The sequence below is a fragment of the Klebsiella africana genome (assembly GCF_020526085.1).
GTDB classification, from domain to species: domain Bacteria; phylum Pseudomonadota; class Gammaproteobacteria; order Enterobacterales; family Enterobacteriaceae; genus Klebsiella; species Klebsiella africana.
On the sequence record NZ_CP084874.1, the window covers coordinates 3458604 to 3477121 of the forward strand.

At 57.6% G+C, this 18518-nt stretch carries 19 protein-coding genes; 12 read left to right on the top strand and 7 right to left on the bottom strand.

The window, feature by feature from the left end; all coding sequences use genetic code 11:
* Positions 1-2: 2 nt before the first annotated feature.
* Positions 3-971 carry an NADH oxidoreductase gene (hcr, locus tag LGL98_RS16745; RefSeq protein WP_136029471.1) on the top strand — a complete coding sequence of 323 codons (969 nt, stop codon included), beginning with the start codon at positions 3-5 and terminating at the stop codon, positions 969-971.
* A 206-nt stretch (positions 972-1177) separates the two neighbouring features.
* Here hcr and LGL98_RS16750 read toward each other — a convergent pair whose 3' ends face one another.
* A complete protein-coding gene (locus tag LGL98_RS16750; protein WP_136029473.1) occupies positions 1178-1612 on the bottom strand; it encodes a DoxX family protein in 435 nt (144 codons plus the stop codon).
* 151 nt (positions 1613-1763) lie between these two features.
* On the opposite strand from LGL98_RS16750, the gene poxB reads away from it, so the two are divergent.
* The 4 genes from poxB to LGL98_RS16770 all read left to right on the top strand — a co-directional run bounded on the left by poxB (position 1764) and on the right by LGL98_RS16770 (position 7076).
* On the top strand, positions 1764-3482 hold the full coding sequence (gene poxB / locus LGL98_RS16755) for a ubiquinone-dependent pyruvate dehydrogenase (RefSeq protein ID WP_136029475.1): 1719 nt from the start codon (positions 1764-1766) through the stop codon (positions 3480-3482).
* Between the two features lie 38 nt (positions 3483-3520).
* A complete protein-coding gene (gene ltaE / locus LGL98_RS16760; protein ID WP_136029477.1) occupies positions 3521-4522 on the top strand; it encodes a low-specificity L-threonine aldolase in 1002 nt (333 codons plus the stop codon).
* Positions 4523-4532: 10 nt separating this feature from the next.
* On the top strand, positions 4533-5975 hold the full coding sequence (locus LGL98_RS16765; protein WP_136029479.1) for an SDR family oxidoreductase: 1443 nt from the start codon (positions 4533-4535) through the stop codon (positions 5973-5975).
* A gap of 87 nt (positions 5976-6062) precedes the next feature.
* The gene (locus LGL98_RS16770; RefSeq protein WP_023302132.1) at positions 6063-7076 is read left to right on the top strand and encodes a 3-beta-hydroxysteroid dehydrogenase; all 1014 of its coding nucleotides are present in this window, start codon (positions 6063-6065) and stop codon (positions 7074-7076) included.
* Here the strand turns inward: LGL98_RS16770 and LGL98_RS16775 are convergent.
* Entirely contained in the window at positions 7073-7903 is an 831-nt protein-coding gene (locus tag LGL98_RS16775; protein WP_136029481.1) for an N-acetylmuramoyl-L-alanine amidase, read from the bottom strand. The two genes, LGL98_RS16770 and LGL98_RS16775, sit on opposite strands and share 4 nt — an antisense overlap.
* A gap of 31 nt (positions 7904-7934) precedes the next feature.
* Positions 7935-9074 carry a GGDEF domain-containing protein gene (locus LGL98_RS16780; protein ID WP_136029483.1) on the bottom strand — a complete coding sequence of 380 codons (1140 nt, stop codon included), beginning with the start codon at positions 9072-9074 and terminating at the stop codon, positions 7935-7937.
* A gap of 362 nt (positions 9075-9436) precedes the next feature.
* Here LGL98_RS16780 and yahO point away from each other — a divergent pair, with 362 nt between their 5' ends.
* From yahO to artJ, 7 genes are all read left to right on the top strand, one after another.
* Positions 9437-9709, top strand: coding sequence for a DUF1471 family periplasmic protein YahO (yahO, locus tag LGL98_RS16785; protein WP_032420379.1), 273 nt, complete (start codon positions 9437-9439; stop codon positions 9707-9709).
* A gap of 251 nt (positions 9710-9960) precedes the next feature.
* Positions 9961-10476, top strand: coding sequence for a lipoprotein (locus LGL98_RS16790; RefSeq protein WP_136029485.1), 516 nt, complete (start codon positions 9961-9963; stop codon positions 10474-10476).
* A gap of 226 nt (positions 10477-10702) precedes the next feature.
* A complete protein-coding gene (gene artP, locus LGL98_RS16795) occupies positions 10703-11431 on the top strand; it encodes an arginine ABC transporter ATP-binding protein ArtP (RefSeq protein ID WP_136029487.1) in 729 nt (242 codons plus the stop codon).
* Positions 11432-11451: 20 nt separating this feature from the next.
* On the top strand, positions 11452-12183 hold the full coding sequence (gene artI, locus LGL98_RS16800) for an arginine ABC transporter substrate-binding protein ArtI (RefSeq protein ID WP_136029489.1): 732 nt from the start codon (positions 11452-11454) through the stop codon (positions 12181-12183).
* A 6-nt stretch (positions 12184-12189) separates the two neighbouring features.
* Positions 12190-12906: an arginine ABC transporter permease ArtQ gene (gene artQ, locus LGL98_RS16805; protein ID WP_023288989.1), complete on the top strand. Its 717-nt coding sequence runs from the start codon at positions 12190-12192 to the stop codon at positions 12904-12906.
* Positions 12906-13574, top strand: coding sequence for an arginine ABC transporter permease ArtM (gene artM / locus LGL98_RS16810; protein WP_004201338.1), 669 nt, complete (start codon positions 12906-12908; stop codon positions 13572-13574). The genes artQ and artM overlap by 1 nt, the downstream gene beginning before the upstream one ends.
* Positions 13575-13757: 183 nt before the next feature.
* The gene (gene artJ, locus LGL98_RS16815) at positions 13758-14489 is read left to right on the top strand and encodes an arginine ABC transporter substrate-binding protein ArtJ (RefSeq protein WP_136029491.1); all 732 of its coding nucleotides are present in this window, start codon (positions 13758-13760) and stop codon (positions 14487-14489) included.
* 94 nt (positions 14490-14583) lie between these two features.
* Here the strand turns inward: artJ and LGL98_RS16820 are convergent, their stop codons facing one another.
* The 4 genes from LGL98_RS16820 to LGL98_RS16835 form a co-directional block, all read right to left on the bottom strand.
* Positions 14584-16056 carry a sensor histidine kinase gene (locus LGL98_RS16820; RefSeq protein ID WP_136029493.1) on the bottom strand — a complete coding sequence of 491 codons (1473 nt, stop codon included), beginning with the start codon at positions 16054-16056 and terminating at the stop codon, positions 14584-14586.
* The gene (locus LGL98_RS16825; RefSeq protein WP_136029495.1) at positions 16053-16769 is read right to left on the bottom strand and encodes a winged helix-turn-helix domain-containing protein; all 717 of its coding nucleotides are present in this window, start codon (positions 16767-16769) and stop codon (positions 16053-16055) included. The genes LGL98_RS16820 and LGL98_RS16825 overlap by 4 nt, the downstream gene beginning before the upstream one ends.
* Before the next feature lie 78 nt (positions 16770-16847).
* A complete protein-coding gene (gene rlmC / locus LGL98_RS16830) occupies positions 16848-17975 on the bottom strand; it encodes a 23S rRNA (uracil(747)-C(5))-methyltransferase RlmC (protein ID WP_136029498.1) in 1128 nt (375 codons plus the stop codon).
* 41 nt (positions 17976-18016) lie between these two features.
* Positions 18017-18505: a YbjO family protein gene (locus tag LGL98_RS16835; RefSeq protein ID WP_136029500.1), complete on the bottom strand. Its 489-nt coding sequence runs from the start codon at positions 18503-18505 to the stop codon at positions 18017-18019.
* Positions 18506-18518: the final 13 nt, after the last annotated feature.

Genomic DNA, 18518 nt, shown 5'->3' on the forward strand with positions numbered 1-18518 from the left:
TGATGACCATGCCAACCTCCCAGTGCCCGTGGCGGATGCAGGTTCACCACATTCACCAGGAAACCCCGGACGTGTGGACCCTTTCGCTGCTGTGCCACGATTACTATCCGTACCGTGCTGGCCAGTACGCTCTGGTCAGCGTGCGTAACTCGGCGGAAACGCTGCGCGCTTATACCCTCTCTTCGACGCCGGGGGTCAGCGAATACATTACGCTGACCGTTCGTCGCATTGACGAGGGCGCGGGTTCGCAGTGGTTGACCCGCGAGGTCAAACGCGGCGATTACCTTTGGCTGTCCGACGCGATGGGCGAGTTTACCTGCGACGATAAAGCGGAAGATAAATTCCTGCTGCTGGCCGCCGGCTGCGGGGTGACGCCAATCATGTCAATGCGCCGCTGGCTGGCGACGTACCGCCCGCAGGCGGACGTGCAGGTGATCTATAACGTTCGTTCGCCGGAGGATGTCATTTTCGCTGAAGAGTGGCGCAAATATCCGGTCACCCTGGTAGCGGAGCACCATGCCGCCCATGGCTTTGTTGCCGGACGCCTCACCCGCGAGCTGTTGCAAAGCGTGCCGGATTTAACCAGCCGCACCGTGATGACCTGCGGCCCGGCACCTTATATGGAAATGGTCGAACAGGAAGTTACAGCGCTTGGCGTGACGCGTTTCTTTAAAGAGAAGTTCTTTACCCCGGTGGCGGAAGCCGCTACTGACGGATTGAAATTCACCAAACTGCAGCCGGCGAAAACGTTCTACGCGCCGGTTGGCACCACGTTGCTGGAAGCGCTGGAGAGCAATAAGGTGCCGGTGACCGTCGCCTGCCGCGCCGGCGTCTGCGGCTGCTGCAAAACCAAAGTGGTTTCCGGGAAATACAACGTCACCAGCACCATGACGTTGACCGACGCCGAAATCGCCGACGGCTATGTGCTGGCCTGCTCCTGTCACCCGCAAAGCGATCTGGTTCTTGCCTGAGGTCAAAATCCCCGGTGGCGCTACCGCTTCCCGGGGCTATTGCGTTGTGCGATTTGGTAGCCCGGAGCAGGCGCAATGCGCCGCCTCCGGGAAAATCCCTGGCGACAATAAACGCTCAGGCGACATGAGATAAACGTTTTCTCAGACTGAAAAGTTGCAAACCGACAACAGTATCGACTTTACGCCGTAGGACGAATGAGGCATTTTTACCGCCAAACCGACTGACCGGCCAGCGAATAACGCCCGGCGCCGAGCAACGCAATCGCCAGCGCGCCAACAAAGAAATAGACCAGATTTTCGATCGCCCATGCGCCCACCGCATCAAGCGCAAACGTCTTGTCCAGCCCAACCATCAGCCAGGCCACTACCATGGTGAAGGCCAGCACGAGCGCCGCCGGACGGGTCAGGGCGCCGAGCATTAACAAACAGGGGGCGACCACTTCCCCCACCAGCACGCCGTAGGCAATAAACCCCGGTAGCCCTTTCGCGACCAGCATCCCACTGATGGCGTCCACACCGTCGATTAGCTTGTGCAGACCGTGGAACAGCATTAAGCCGCCGACGGCAAGTCGTAACAAGAGTTTACCGGCATCATCATGCGACAGCCTGCCATTCACTGCGTTTAACAATCCTTTAACCATTTGATATACATCCTGTTTTGTATCCTGTGTACTCCCAGAGTATGCGCAGTCGACGGTGAATAAAACCAGTAAAAAATAAGGGGTAATCGGTTACATTGCGGTCAGTTTCATCTAAGCTTGAAGGCGTTATCAAAAAAAGGAGATGGAGATCATGAAACAGACCGTGGCGGCATACATTGCCAAAACGCTGGAACAAGCCGGCGTGAAACGTATCTGGGGCGTTACCGGAGATTCCCTCAATGGATTGAGCGATAGCCTGAACCGCATGGGCACCATCGACTGGATGCCCACCCGGCACGAAGAGGTCGCCGCTTTCGCCGCTGGCGCGGAAGCGCAGCTGACCGGCGAGCTGGCGGTCTGCGCCGGCTCCTGCGGACCGGGCAACTTGCACCTGATTAACGGTCTGTTTGACTGTCATCGCAACCATGTCCCGGTGCTGGCCATCGCCGCCCACATCCCATCCAGCGAAATCGGCAGCGGCTATTTTCAGGAAACCCATCCTCAGGAGCTGTTCCGCGAGTGCAGCCATTACTGCGAACTGGTCTCCACGCCGGAGCAGATCCCGCAGGTACTGGCGGTAGCGATGCGCAAAGCGGTGATTAACCGCGGCGTGTCAGTGGTGGTGCTGCCCGGCGACGTGGCGCTGAAAGCAGCCCCGGAGAGCGCCAGCAGCCACTGGTATCATGCGCCGCTGCCGACGGTCACCCCGGCGGAAGAAGAGTTGCGCAAGCTGGCGCAGCTTATTCGCTACTCCAGCAATATCGCGCTCATGTGCGGCAGCGGTTGCGCCGGTGCCCACCAGGAGCTGGTGGAGTTCGCGGCGAAAATTAAAGCCCCTATCGTCCACGCCCTGCGCGGCAAAGAGCACGTGGAGTATGATAACCCGTACGATGTCGGCATGACCGGGCTGATTGGCTTCTCCTCTGGCTTCCACACCATGATGAACGCCGATACCCTGATCCTGCTGGGTACCCAATTCCCCTATCGCGCCTTCTACCCAACCGACGCCAAAATTATTCAGATCGACATTAACCCCGGCAGCATTGGCGCACACAGTAAGGTCGATATGGCGCTGGTGGGCGATATTAAATCGACGCTAAAAGCGCTGCTGCCGCTGCTGGAAGAGAAAACCGATCGCCACTTCCTCGATAAGGCGCTGGAGCACTATCGCGACGCGCGAAAAGGGCTCGACGATCTGGCGAAACCCAGCGATAAGGCAATCCACCCGCAATATCTGGCGCAGCAGATCAGCCATTTTGCCGATGAAGATGCCATTTTCACTTGCGATGTCGGCACTCCCACCGTCTGGGCGGCACGCTATCTCAAGATGAACGGCAAACGCCGCCTGCTGGGCTCGTTCAACCACGGCTCAATGGCCAATGCCATGCCGCAGGCCATCGGCGCCCAGGCCACCGCCCCGGAGCGGCAGGTGGTGGCCATGTGCGGCGACGGCGGCTTCAGCATGCTGATGGGCGATTTTCTGTCGCTGGCGCAGATGAAGCTGCCGGTGAAAATTGTCATCTTTAACAACAGCGTGCTGGGCTTCGTGGCGATGGAGATGAAGGCCGGGGGCTATCTCACCGACGGTACAGAGCTGCACGACACTAACTTCGCCCGCATCGCCGAAGCCTGTGGTATCAAAGGTATTCGCGTTGAAAAAGCCTCCGAGGTGGACGAAGCGCTGCAGACCGCCTTCCGCACCGAGGGTCCGGTACTGGTCGACGTCGTTGTCGCCAAAGAGGAGCTGGCGATCCCGCCGCAGATCAAGCTGGAACAGGCCAAAGGGTTTAGCCTGTATATGCTGCGGGCGATCATCAGCGGGCGCGGCGATGAAGTCATCGAACTGGCGAAAACCAACTGGCTCAGGTAAAACAGAAGCAATACGTTGAACCAGACCAAGGAAAAGCCGTGATCGATTTACGCAGTGATACCGTTACCCGTCCCGGGCGCGCCATGCTGGAGGCCATGATGGCCGCCCCGGTTGGGGACGATGTGTATGGCGACGACCCTACCGTCAATGAACTGCAGCGCTATGCCGCCGACCTGGCCGGCAAAGAAGCGGCGCTATTTCTGCCCACCGGCACCCAGGCCAACCTCGTTGGCCTGCTCAGCCACTGCCAGCGCGGCGAAGAGTATATCGTCGGCCAGGGGGCGCATAACTATCTGTACGAAGCCGGCGGCGCGGCGGTACTCGGCAGTATTCAGCCACAGCCGATTGACGCCGCAGCCGATGGTTCGCTGCCGCTGGATAAAGTGGCGGCGAAAATCAAACCCGACGATATCCATTTTGCCCCCACCCGCCTGCTGAGCCTGGAAAACACCCATAACGGTAAGGTGCTGCCGCGCGACTATCTGCAGGAAGCCTGGGCTTTTACCCGCCAGCGCGACCTGGCGCTGCACGTCGACGGCGCGCGCATCTTTAACGCCGTGGTGGCCTACGGCTGCGAACTGCGTGATATTGCCCAATACTGCGACTCCTTCACCATCTGCCTGTCAAAGGGGCTTGGCGCTCCGGTAGGATCGCTGCTGCTCGGCAGCGAGGCGTACATTCGCCGCGCCGTTCGCTGGCGGAAAATGGTCGGCGGCGGGATGCGCCAGGCGGGCATCCTGGCCGCCGCCGGGCTGTACGCGCTGAAAAATAACGTGCAGCGCCTGCAGGAGGATCATGATAACGCCGCGTGGATGGCGCATCAGCTGCGCGCCATCGGCGCAGACGTCACCCGTCACGATACCAACATGCTGTTTGTGCGCGTCGGTGATGAGCAGGCCCGGGCGTTCGGCGAGTTTATGCAGACTCGCGGCGTGCTGATCAACGCCTCGCCTGTTGTCCGTCTGGTCACGCATCTGGATGTTAACCGTCAGCAGTTGAGCGAGGTGGTCGCCCACTGGCAGGCTTTTTTACAACGCTAAGGAGTCAGGCGTGTCGCAATCTGTTCTGGTGCTCGGCGCCAGCGGCTATATTGGCCAGCATTTAGTGCGCGCATTAAGCGCGCGGGGCTATCCGGTGCTGGCGGCGGCACGCCATATCGACCGACTGCAAAAACTCGCTTTGCCCGGCGTCGTCTGCCGGTCAGTCGATCTTAATCAGCCGCAGACTCTGCCTGCGCTGCTCAGCGGTATCGATACCGCCTACTATCTGGTGCACGGCATGGGCGAAGGCGGCGATTTTATCGCCCATGAGCGGCGGGTGGCGACGTATGTGCGCGATGCCCTGCGTCAGTCATCAGTGCGCCAGGTGATATTTCTCAGTTCGCTGCAGGCCCCGGCGCAGGAGCAGTCCGACCATCTGCGCGCTCGTCAGATTACCGGCGATCTCCTGCGCGAGTCGGGCGTGCCGGTAACCGAGCTGCGGGCCGGGATTATCGTCGGCGCCGGCTCCGCCGCCTTCGAGGTGATGCGCGACATGGTTTATAACCTGCCGGTGCTGACCCCTCCGCGCTGGGTTCGTTCGCGTACCACCCCTGTCGCACTGGAAAACCTGCTCGTTGACCTCGTTGAGCTGCTGAATCACCCGTCCGACACGCACCGCGTCTTCGAAGCCGCCGGTCCGGAGGTATTAAGCTATCAGCAGCAGTTCATTCGCTTTATGGCCGTCAGCGGCAAACATCGCCCTCTCATTCCCATTCCCCTGCCGACGCGCTGGATCTCGGTCTGGTTCCTCAATGTCATCACCTCGGTGCCGCCGACCATCGCTAAAGCGTTAATTCAGGGGCTGAAGCACGATCTGATCGCCGACGACCGGGCTTTGCGGGCGCTGATCCCGCAAACGCTGATCCCCTTCGATCAGGCGGTTCGTCGCACGCTGAAAGAAGAAGAGCAGTTGGTGAACTCCAGCGACTGGGGCTACGACGCCCAGGCTTTCGCCCGCTGGCGACCGGAGTACGGTTACTTTCCGAAACAGGCGGGTTGCACCGTCACCACCCAGGCAAGCCGCAAAGCGCTATGGCAGGTCGTAAACCAAATCGGCGGTAAAGAGGGATATTTTTTCGGCAATCTGTTGTGGAAAACCCGCGGGGCGATGGACCTGCTGGTTGGCCACCGTCTGGCCAAAGGGCGGCCGCCGCGCGACTATCTGCAGACCGGCGATACGGTCGACAGCTGGAAGGTGATTATTGTAGAGGAGGAAAAACAGCTCACCCTCTTATTCGGCATGAAAGCGCCGGGGCTGGGCCGGTTAAGCTTTACCATTAACGATAAAGACAACGGTCGTGAACTGGATGTGCGCGCCTGGTGGCACCCGCACGGTATGCCGGGCCTGATCTACTGGCTGCTGATGATCCCGGCGCACCTGTTTATTTTCCGCGGTATGGCGCAGCGCATTACCCGGCTGGCCGAACAAATCACAGGCAGAGACCAAGGATAAGCATTATTCTTTCATGATTCTCATTGCATAGTCGGGAGAATCACGGAAAAATGCGCACGAAATTCTTTTCTGGGGCAGTAGAGCGATATGAAGGTACTGGTTACCGGTGCGACCAGCGGATTAGGCCGCAACGCAGTGGAATATCTGCGCAATAAGGGCATCAGCGTGCGAGCAACCGGGCGCAACGAAGCGATGGGTAAGCTTCTGAGCAAGATGGGGGCAGAATTCATCCCGGCCGATTTAACCGAGCTGGTCTCTTCGCAGGCTAAAGTGATGCTCGCCGGTATCGACACCCTGTGGCACTGCTCGAGCTTTACCTCACCCTGGGGCACTCAGCAGGCGTTCGATCTCGCTAACGTCCGCGCCACCCGCCGCCTCGGCGAATGGTCGGTGGCATGGGGTGTACGGAATTTCATCCATATCTCCTCGCCATCGCTCTATTTTGATTATCACCATCATCGTGATATCCAGGAAGATTTTCGCCCGCACCGCTTCGCCAACGAGTTCGCCCGCAGCAAGGCGGCGAGCGAAGAGGTCATCAATCTGCTGGCGCAGGCCAACCCGCATACTCGTTTTACCATTTTGCGTCCGCAAAGCCTGTTCGGGCCGCACGACAAAGTGTTTATTCCCCGACTGGCGCAAATGATGCAGCACTATGGCAGCGTCCTGTTACCGCGAGGCGGCAGCGCGCTGGTCGACATGACCTATTATGAAAATGCGGTACATGCGATGTGGCTGGCAAGCCAGCCGGCCTGCGACCATCTCCCCTCCGCCCGCGCGTGGAATATCAGCAACGGCGAACCGAGAACGCTGCGCAGTATCGTACAGAAACTGATCGACGAGCTGGGCATCAAGTGCCGGATCCGCTCTGTTCCCTACCCGATGCTGGATATCATCGCCCGCAGCATGGAGCGTTTTGGCGATAAAACCGCCAAAGAGCCCGCATTCACCCACTACGGCGTCTCCAAGCTTAACTTTGATTTTACGCTTGATATCACCCGCGCGCAGGACGAGCTGGGTTATCAGCCGGTGGTGACGCTGGACGACGGTATTGTGCGCACCGCCGCCTGGCTGCGTGACCACGGTAAACTTCACCGCTAACCCTGACCATATTTTTCTAACAACGCCTCGGCTATCGCCTCGGTTTGCGCATCCGCTACGCCATCCCAGCGCTGCGGACGGAAGTGCATCTGGAAGGCGATAATCACCCGCTTCTTCTGCGCGGGGGTCATCTCCGGCGTCACCTGATAGCCGTAGCGCGACAGCAAATCCAGCACCACCTCGGGGTCAACGGGATCGTTGGGCTGTCGGCCGTTCAGATAAAAGGCCACCCGCTGCTCGTCAGGCCAGGCGCCGATCCCCTGCTGCGCCAGCTGTTGCCAGGAGAATAATGGCCCCGGATCGTCTTTGCGCTGCGGCGCGATGTCCGCATGGGCGACCACATTCTGCGGCGCAATATGGTAGCGGGCGATAATATCGCGCGCCAGCGGGATCAGGGCCGCTATCTGTTCCGGATGAAAGGGGGTAAAGCTTTTGACGCCCGCCGTCTTCTGCCAGCCGCGGTTCTCCAGCTCAATGCCAATGGAGGTATCATTGATGCGCGTACTGCCGCGCCAGTAGCTTACCCCGGCGTGCCAGGCTAAATCCTCTTCCGGCACCAGTTGCCAGATCCGCGGTTTATGCTGATAACGCGGGGGCTGTTCGGGAATTAAATAGTGGGAGCTGACCTCTTTATCGGTCAACGTGGCCAGCGAGACATCAAAGTTGTCAGCCGTATAATGGATCACTAATACCTTTATTCGCGGATACGCAGCCTGCGCCGGATGACGAGTGTCCAGCTGGTATCCATCGCGATCGATAATTCCCTTTTCCCCGGCACAGCCGGTTAGCAGCAGCGCCAGCAGGGCGATCTGCGCAATCCGTTTCATCCCCTCACCCTCGCCCGGCAATTGCACCGGGTTAATAAGACCATTGATTACGTCCTTTATTTTTAGCCTGATACAGCGCACTGTCCGCCCGGGCGATCAGCGTCTCCATAGGAACAGTGCCATCTGAAACGACGATCCCCATACTGACAGTCACCACCGCAGCCACCTCAGAGGCCTCATGGGGGAGCGCTGCCTCGTGAATTTTATGCTGAATGCGCTCCGCAATCGCAGTGGCGTGAGCCAGAGGAACCCTTGGCAACACCACCACAAACTCCTCGCCGCCGTAGCGAGCCACCATATCATCTTCGGATCGTACCGCCATTTTTAATACCCTCGCGACCGCGGATAAACAGTCGTCACCAGCCTGATGACCGTAATGGTCGTTATAACGCTTAAAGTAATCGACATCGATCATCATTAGCGCTAACGGTACATTCTGCTGCCACAGTTGCCCAAGAAAGGCATCCAGCGCCCGACGGTTAGCCGTTCCGGTGAGAGCATCCTGGTTGGCGATACTTTCCAGCCGCTGAATAAGCTGCATATTCTCCTGGTGGGTATCCCAGGCTTCATCATACCAGCGCTGCAAAATGCGCCGGCCATACAACAAAATCGCGGTAAAAATGGCCCACAAGGTTAAAAAGCGAACGTCAACATCATAGTGAATCTGCACCCCCGCCAGCAAAGCGGTTACCCATAGCGGTAGCATAAAAGCGATAATACCGGGCCAGTGGTGATACAGCGCAGTGAGGCCAGTGGTCAATAAAATCACCAGCAGCGGCCAGGCGAAGGGCAATGTCCAGAAAAAGATAAAACAGTAATTACTCAGGGACCAGCACAGACTGAGCGCCAGCAGTAGTCCGGTAATAATATTCAGCGTATAACGCCCCTGCGCCAGCCGCGGCGTGACGGCAATAATCGCTAAAATAGTCGAAATAATAATAACCGCAATGAGCGACATTTCGATATACGGAATAATCGCCCGGTGCGTCAGTAACTTCTGGTCAAAATAAGTAAAGATAAAATTACGGAAGAAAATCATTAACGCAAAAGCGATATTGACAAAAGCCAGCCAAGGCATGCTCATGGAGAGCGCATGGCGCTGAACATTATCTCTGGTGGCCCACAACGCGGCTCGCTGCTCTCGCGCCTGCTCTTGCTTATTTTTTAACATCTTATCTCCCTGGCGATCCGCATGACCATCGGTGCAGATCCTCTCTTACTCTATGATAAACCATGTTGTCGGGATTGTCTGTTAGACCCCATCGTCCCTTCTCCCCCGGACGCTTAAGCTGATTTTCAGCAAACGTCAGTAGAAAATGGTCTGTACCTTGCCGGATGAGCAAATGGCCAAGAAAAGCAAGCGTTATCAGCGCGAACTGTGTCATTTTTTCTTTAAAAAAGAGTTAACTAACCGTCATAAAATTGCAGTATTTCGCTTGAAAAAAAAGCGGCGTTAGTACAATCTGAAACCGCTCATTGGTGAGTTAAAACAAGAGCATGATGATAGCAAAATAAACAATGGAGTTTAAAAATATGAAATATGCAGCTTTAGTGGCAGGTGCAGCATTGTTTTTAACGGCGAATGCCTTCTCCGCCGAGATTTTAACGAAAGAAGCTTTTAATAAGGTCCATAGCCAATATACCAAAATCGGCACCATTTCTTCTACCGGCCAGACGGCGCCGAGCGATGCCCGTGAAGAGCTGATTAAAAAGGCCGATGAAAAAGGTGCGGACGTTGTCGTGCTCTCTTCCGGTAATACGGATAAAAAACTGCACGTCTCTGCTAACATCTATAAGAAGAAATAATTAACCTTCTCTCTCAAGAGACATTACCCTATTTTCCGGGATAATGTCTCTTGTTCGCCGGAAAAGTGAGTTTATTTTTATACGTCATGCGTTTTCCTGCCTAATACGTCTCCCTCACTCCCGCACACATTTCCAGCACGAAGCCTGTTGCGACATCAAGGTCTTAGCTCTTTGCGTCAAGTACAATCCGCACGCTATACGCTATGCTTTAACGGAAACTGAAAACGTAGTTCGCTTATAAGGAAATCATCATGCGCTACAAACTTCTTGCAGTACTTCTCCCTTGCGCGCTGGCGCTCAGCGCCTGTACGACCGTGACCCCGGCCTATAAAGATAATGGTACCCGCAGCGGCCCCTGCGTTGAAGGCGGCCCTGACGACGTAGCGCAAAAATTCTACGACACCCAGATCCAGAACCGCACTCAGGATCCGGCGGCGCTGCGCCCCTATCTGAGCGACGGTCTGGCGCAGTTACTCAATGGCGCTCGCCAGGATCCCGCCAACAGCAAATTACTGCAGGCTAATCCGTTCTCCAGCAGCAGCACCCCGGCAGACAGCGCCGTGGTCGCCAGCGCCTCAACCATTCCTAACCGCGACGCGCGGAATATTCCGCTGCGCGTCGAACTGAAACAGGGCACCCAGAGCTGGAAAGACGAAGTGCTGATGATTCAGGAAGGCCAGTGCTGGGCCGTCGATGACGTTCGCTATCTCGGCAACAACAGCCATGCGCCAGCCGGCACGTTGCGACAGAGTCTGGAAAAACGTTAATTCCGGAGTTGAAGCCACGCCGCTGAAACGATAACCCCGGTAAAATGTCGGTATTCGCCCCGGGAATGCCGACATTCGCGCCCCCCTCACCCACCAGGCCATATTTTGTGCTAAGTTTAAAGCTAAACGTGGTTTAGATTTAACTTTTAACGCATAAATATTGCATAACTATTCTGCCAAAGGTACTATTTGCGGCCTCAATAGCTATTCGTATCAGACTGCCCAGATGAGTATTAAACTAAACGGCATTAATTGCTTCTACGGCGCACACCAGGCGCTGTTCGACATCACGCTGGATTGCCCGCAGGGGGAAACGCTGGTGCTGCTCGGCCCCAGCGGTGCCGGGAAGAGCTCGCTGCTGCGCGTACTCAACCTGCTGGAGATGCCACGTTCCGGTTCGTTAACCATTGCCGGTAACCATTTCGACTTCAGCAAAGCGCCGTCCGATAAAGCGATTCGCGAACTGCGGCAGAACGTCGGCATGGTCTTTCAGCAGTACAACCTGTGGCCGCACCTGACGGTACAGCAGAACCTGATCGAAGCGCCCTGTCGCGTACTGGGATTAAGCAAGGATCAGGCGCTGGCCCGTGCAGAAAAGCTGCTGGAGCGTCTGCGTCTGAAGCCTTACAGTGATCGTTACCCACTGCATTTATCCGGCGGTCAGCAGCAGCGCGTGGCGATCGCCCGTGCGCTAATGATGGAGCCCCAGGTCCTGCTGTTCGATGAACCCACTGCAGCACTCGACCCGGAAATCACGGCCCAGATCGTTAGCATCATCCGCGAGCTGGCTGAAACCGGCATCACCCAGGTTATCGTCACCCATGAAGTTGAAGTGGCGCGCAAGACGGCCAGCCGGGTGGTGTATATGGAAAATGGCCATATCGTCGAGCAAGGGGATGCCTCCTGCTTCACGCATCCGCAAACCGACGCGTTTAAAAACTATCTTTCACATTGATGTTTTTCGGGGAAATGACGATGAAAAAAGTACTGATTGCCGCTCTGCTCGCAGGCATGAGCCTCTCCGCTTCCGCTGCGCAGACCATTCGTTTCGCCACCGAGGCCTCCTACCCTCCGTTTGAGCTGGTGGACGCCAACAACCAGATCGTCGGGTTCGATGTCGATCTGGCTAACGCACTGTGCAAAGAGATGGAGGCTACCTGTACCTTTACCAACCAGGCCTTCGATAGCCTGATCCCGGGACTGAAGTTCCGCCGTTTCGACGCGGTCATGGCCGGGATGGACATCACCCCTGAGCGTCAAAAACAGGTGCTGTTCTCTACCCCGTATTATGACAACTCGGCGCTGTTCGTCGGTCAGCAGGGCAAGTTCACCAGCATTGACCAGCTGAAGGGTAAAAAAGTGGGCGTGCAAAACGGCACCACCCACCAGAAATTCATCACCGATAAACATCCGGAAATCACTACCGTTCCTTACGACAGCTACCAGAACGCGAAGCTGGATCTGCAGAATGGTCGTATTGACGCGGTCTTTGGCGACACCGCGGTGGTGACCGAATGGCTGAAGAGCAATCCGAAGCTGGCGGCCGTGGGCGATAAAGTGACCGACAAAGCCTATTTCGGCACCGGGCTGGGCATTGCCGTGCGTCAGGGCAACACCGATCTGCAGCAGAAATTTAACGCTGCGCTGGAAAAAGTGAAGAAAGACGGCACTTACCAGACCATCTATAACAAATGGTTCCAGAAGTAAGACTGAATGAACGAAATTTTTCCATTAGCAAGCGCCGCCGGGATGACCGTCGGCCTTGCCGTTTGCGCGCTCGCCATCGGCCTCGTTCTGGCGATGCTCTTTGCAGTACTGGAGTCAGTAAAATGGCGCCCGGTAGCCTGGCTTGCAACCGGCATTGTGACCATCCTGCGCGGACTACCGGAAATTCTGGTGGTGCTGTTTATCTACTTCGGCTCTTCCCAGCTACTGCTGACGCTCTCTGACGGTTTCACCATCCCGCTCGGGTTCACCCAGATCCCGGTGCAAATGCAGATTGAGAACTTTGACGTCAGCCCGTTCCTCTGCGGGGCGATCGCCCTGTCGCTGCTGTATGCCGCCTATGCCTCACAAACGCTGCGCGGCGCGCTGAAAGCGGTTCCGCAAGGGCAGTGGGAGTCCGGCCAGGCGCTGGGGCTGTCGAAAGCGGCGATATTCTTCCGCCTGGTGATGCCGCAGATGTGGCGCCATGCCCTGCCCGGTCTCGGCAACCAGTGGCTGGTACTGCTGAAGGACACCGCGCTGGTGAGCCTGATCAGCGTCAACGACCTGATGCTGCAGACCAAAAGCATCGCCACCCGCACACAGGAACCTTTTAACTGGTATATCATTGCGGCGGCAATCTATCTCGTCATCACCCTGTTGAGTCAATACATCCTCAAGCGGATTGACCAGCGTGCGACGCGCTTCGAACGGAGACCAGGCTGATGCTCGACTACTTACCCGAACTGCTGAAAGGGCTGCATACCAGCCTGACGCTGACCGTGGCATCGATTATCGTGGCGCTGATCCTGTCGTTGATCTTCACCATCATCCTGACGCTGAAGACGCCGGGGCTGGTGTGGATAGTCCGCGGCTACATCACCCTGTTTACCGGTACGCCGCTGCTGGTGCAGATCTTCCTGATTTATTACGGGCCGGGACAGTTTCCTTCGCTGCAGGAGTATCCGTGGCTGTGGCATCTTATCTCCGAGCCGTGGCTGTGCGCCCTGATCGCCCTGTCGCTCAACAGCGCCGCCTACACCACTCAGCTGTTTTATGGCGCGATCCGGGCGATCCCCGACGGACAGTGGCAGTCCTGTAGCGCGCTGGGGATGAGTAAAAAGGATACCCTGGCGATCCTGCTGCCGTACGCCTTTAAGCGTGCGCTGTCGTCCTACTCCAACGAAGTGGTGCTGGTCTTCAAGAGTACCTCTCTGGCCTACACCATCACCCTGATGGAAGTGATGGGCCACGGCCAGCTATTGTACGGGCGCACCTACGACGTGATGGTATTCGGCGCCGCCGGGATTATCTATCTCATCGTCAACGGACTGCTGACGCTGCTGATGCGCCTGGTGGAACGTAAAGCGCTGGCCTTCGAGCGACGTAACTAGCGCCTGAGCATATTGCATAAAAAGCAAACAACAAGACGGACAAGTCTAACACCTGTCCGTCTTTTTTTATGTCATTAAAAATATTTAATCGATTTTATTGCATATAAATTCATTTAATGGCATTGTCACTCTATGCCGCAGACACGGCGAATAATCATAAGATTGACAGACGGGAGTTCCACGATGAAAAAGTTAGTTCTGGCTGCACTGCTCACCTCTTTCGCGTTCGGCGCCGCTGCCGCGGAAAAAATCAGCTTTGGCGTCTCCGCAACGTATCCGCCATTTGAATCGATGGATGCCAATAATCAGATTGTCGGTTTCGATCTCGACCTGGCCAAAGCGCTGTGCAAACAAATGCAGGCAGAATGTACCTTTACCAACCACGCGTTTGACAGCCTGATCCCGGCGCTGAAGTTCAAGAAATATGATGCGGTGATATCCGGAATGGATATTACGCCGGAGCGGAGCAAGCAGGTGGCCTTCACCGACCCGTACTATGCCAACTCGGCGCTGGTGATCGCCAAAAAAGACGCGTTCCATTCCTTCGATGACCTGAAAGGCAAACGGATCGGTATGGAAAACGGCACCACCCACCAGAAATATCTGCAGGATAAGCATCCTGAGGTGAAGACCGTCGCCTATGACAGCTATCAGAATGCGATTATCGACCTGAAAAATGGCCGTATCGACGGCGTGTTCGGCGACACGGCGGTGGTCAACGAGTGGCTGAAAACCAACCCGCAGCTGGGCGCAGCCACGCCGAAAGTGACGGATCCGCAATACTTTGGCACCGGTCTTGGGATTGCCGTACGCCCGAATAACAAGGCGCTGCTGGAGAAGCTGAACGCCGCGCTGAAAGCGATCAAGGCCGACGGTACCTACCAGAAAATCAGCAACCAGTGGTTCCCGGAATAACGTTATTGCCGGGTGGCGCTGCGCTTACCCGGCCTACACTCTTTCCGTAGTTCCCCGCAGGCCGGGCAAGGCATAGCCGCCACCCGGCAATTTCTCAAAGTGGCACGAAGAACCTGAACCGCGCCCCGCTTATCGACTCCATCAGTCTGATATCGCCCCCGTGCAGCTCCAGCATTCGTTTCACAATCAGTAGCCCTAACCCGCCGCGATCCTCCCGCGATGCCTGGGTAGATAACGCCGACGGCCGCTGGAACAGATCGTCGCGCAGCGCGGCATCGACGCCCGCTCCGTTGTCTGCAACTTCGACCTGGAGCTGTTGATTCTCCTGCCAGACCGCCAGACGGATCTCCCCGCCGACGGGAGTATGCCGCATCGCATTATCGAGCAGGTTGGTCACCACCCTCTCAATCATCGACACATCGGCGTTAACCAGCGGCAACGGTCCCGGCACATCAATACGCAGGTTCACCTCGCGCGTGCGGGCAGTTAATTCAAACTTCTGCGCGACGTCGGAGATCAGCTCCCCCATCGCGAAACGCTCGCGCTGGGGCTTAATGCTTCCGTGCTCCAGTCGCGCCAGCTCAAACAGCTGCTGCGAGAGATGGCGCACTTTGTTACCCTGACGCAGGGCGATGGTGAGATATTGCCTGCGCTCCTCGGCGGTCAGCCGTTCATCCTTCAGAGTTAGCGTTTCCAGATACCCCAGCAGCGAAGTCAGCGGCGTACGCAAATCATGGGAGATATTGGCCACAAATTCGCGGCGCTGGCGGTCGCTGTCGGCCAGCCGATCCCACTGGCCGGCTATCTGCTGCGCAAGGTCAATAAAGCGATTCTCAAGCACCGCCACCTCGTTACCCGGCTGTGGCTCCGGCCTGCGGGCCGCCAGGGTTTTGATGGCGCTGATGCTGTCCTGGCCGCTCGCCGCGACCTGGGCAGTGAGCAGGCGGACCGGCCGGGTGACCCAGAACCATGCCAGCCCCCCTGCCAGAAGGCCAAACAGGGCCACCAGCAGCAACGTCCACAGAACAATACTCCACAGCGTTTTTTGCCAGGCGTCAGCCGCCAGCTGATTAAACGTCTCTCCCTGCAAAATGATATACAGGTAGCCGCGCAGTTGCCCGTCGACGCGCAGCGGGGCGGCGCTGAAGACTTTTCGTCCGTCGAGACTACGCGGATCGTCGCCATACACCGGCGACGCACTGCCGGTGAGAAAAGCCTGCACTGGCGCCATGTCGATACGCTGACGCTGGATATGTCCCGGCGGCGCCGCATCGGCCAGCAGGTCACCATCCGGCGACAGCAAATAGAGCTCAACGCTGGGATTAAAGGTCATCAGGCGGTCAAACAACGACTTCAGGGTTTGCCGGTTGACCTCGCCGTGGGCGTCCAGCAGCGGCTCGCGGGCGACAATCTGTTGAGCCAGCCCGGACGACAGACGCTGCACCATGGCATTGCCATACTGCGCGCTGCTGTGTAACTGGACGGCGCATACCGCCGCCGCGCACAGTATCAGCAGGGAAACCACCACCAGCGCCAGCCGCTGGCTGAGGCTCAGGCGGCGGATCATGGGGCAGCCTCTTGCGTCACCGGGGCGAACTTATAGCCTTTTCCCCAGACGGTAAGAATGATGTCCGGCTCCGCCGGGTCACGTTCGATTTTACTGCGCAGGCGGTTGATATGGGTATTGACGGTATGCTCATAGCCCTCGTGCTGATATCCCCAGACCTGCTCCAGCAGCGCCAGCCGGGAAAACACTTCCCCGGGGTGGCGGGCAAAGTAGTACAGCAGATCGAATTCGCGCGGCGTGAGGTCCACCGATTCGCCGCGCAGCTTCACTTCGCGCGACAGCGGGTCGATAGTCAGGCCATGGCAGGACAGGCGCCCGGCGTCCATCAGCAGGTTCTGCCCCATCGCCTCCTGGCGGCGAAACAGCGCTTTAACGCGGGCGATAAGCTCCAGCAACGAAAAGGGCTTTGCCAGATAGTCGTCGGCGCCCATCTCCAGGCCCAGCACACGGTGCATTTCGCTGGTGCGAGCGCTGATGATGATCACCGGCAGATAGCGGGTCATCTGGCGGATACGCCGGCAGATCTCCAGACCATCGACGCCGGGCAGCATCAAATCGAGGATCACCGCATCCCAGACCCGCGTTTCCAGTCGGGCGAGGGCCTGGCCGCCGTCGGCTTCATGGACGATCTGATAGCCCTCATCCTGAAGATTAAGCCGCAGCAGCGTGGCTATATCTTCATCATCTTCCACCAGCAGAATGGTTTTGGCCATTAGATTCCCCCCACCAATAACAAAAAATGCTGCGTCAAGCTTACCCGATTTCAGCGGCGCAAAGCCTTCACATTTTGTTTAAACTTCGCGGACCAGCAGGGTCAGCACTTCGTAGTGGGCGGTGTGGGGGAACATATCAAACAGCTGGACCCGCTCAACGCGATAGCCGCTAAGACGAGCGATATCGGTCGCCATGGTGCGGGCGTTACAGCTGGAATAGATAATATAGGGCGGCGCCATGCGGCTTAAATAGTCGCACAGCTCAACGCCAATACCGCGGCGCGGCGGGTTGACCAGCACCAGCTGTGGGGCATCCGCTTCGTGAGTGGCGAACTGCGTCGAGTCCAGCGCCTGAAAATGCAGATTGCTGAGCCCCAGCTGCGCGGCTGACTGTCTGGCGCAGGCGATGGCTTCCGGGGCGATCTCTATACCGGTCAGGCGCATCGTCGGCGTCGCGCAGTGCAGACCAAATCCCCCGACGCCGCAAAACAGATCCCACATATGCTGGATCGGCAACGCACGCACCCAGTCGCGGGCTGTGGCGTACAGCCGACTGGCCACCGCGGGATTGGTCTGAAAGAAACTTTGCGGGCGGATCCACAGCGGCACCTCATTAAAGACCTCCCCCAGCGCCTGCTGTTCGGTGAAGAAGATCTCCTGCTCGCCTTCCATGATAGCCATATGCACCGGCTGGATATTCGCCGTGATCACGCTGAGCTGCGGAAGTTGCGCCTGCAGCCACGGCAGCGCGGCGCGCAGCTGAGCCACCTTGGTCTCTGAGCGCAGCACGAAGCGCAGCATCATCTCCCCTTGCTGGCTGGCGGTCAGCAGCAGGTACTTCAGCTCCCCACGTTTGCGCGCGACGTTATAGGGCGTTAACCCGGCGCGGGCGATAAAGGGCTTCAGGGCAGCAAACACTGGCGCAAACTCGGCGGGATAGAGTGGGCAGTCGGTGAGATCCACCGGGGTGCCGTCGCGGTGCAGCATCCCCAGCAGCGGGCGCTCAACGCTGCCGCTGACCACCATCTTGGCCTTATTACGGAAAGCCGCCTCCGGCCCGCTGACCGGCTCGCCCCAGGCGGCGACGGGGATCGCCGCCAGTAGCGTGCGCAGGTCGGCCATTTTATCGGCGAGCTGTTGCGGAACCGACCGTTCCAGCCATTGACAGGAGCGGCAGCGGCCGGCGTCGTAGAGTGCGCAATGCATAATTGACCTTCAAAATTCCAGGGGCGGGGATTGTATCACCGTTATTGCAGGCGGAAAAACCGACGGCAGTTTGTTGGCACAAACAGCAGCGTCAGGACCAGCAGATCCGGCAGTTTTTGCATCACCAGTGAGTGGAAAATCTCCCGTTTAGATTCGCCGGGAATGCTGAACAGTTCCGGATAGCCGTAACCCAGCGACGCCGCCCACAGGTAGCCGGCGGCGATAATCTGCGTCAGCAGGTAGACCCAGCGCGCCCAGTTACGTCCTTTCACCAGCGAGAAGGCGCACCAGATTTCAATAAACACCAGTGCCAGGCTGCCGAGGAAGACCAGCGTCAGGTTCCAGGTCTGGACGCTGCGGTGAATGAATTCGTTCACCCCCTGCAGACCCAACAGATTGAGGATCATCAGCAGGTCCAGAGCGCGGATCAAAATAATAGCAAAGGCCGCCACCTGCACCAGCGCAGGGACGTTAAGGCGGGCATGCGATGAGCGAGTTTTCGTAAACAATCCCAACGTAATGTCTTCCATGAAAACGGCGCCA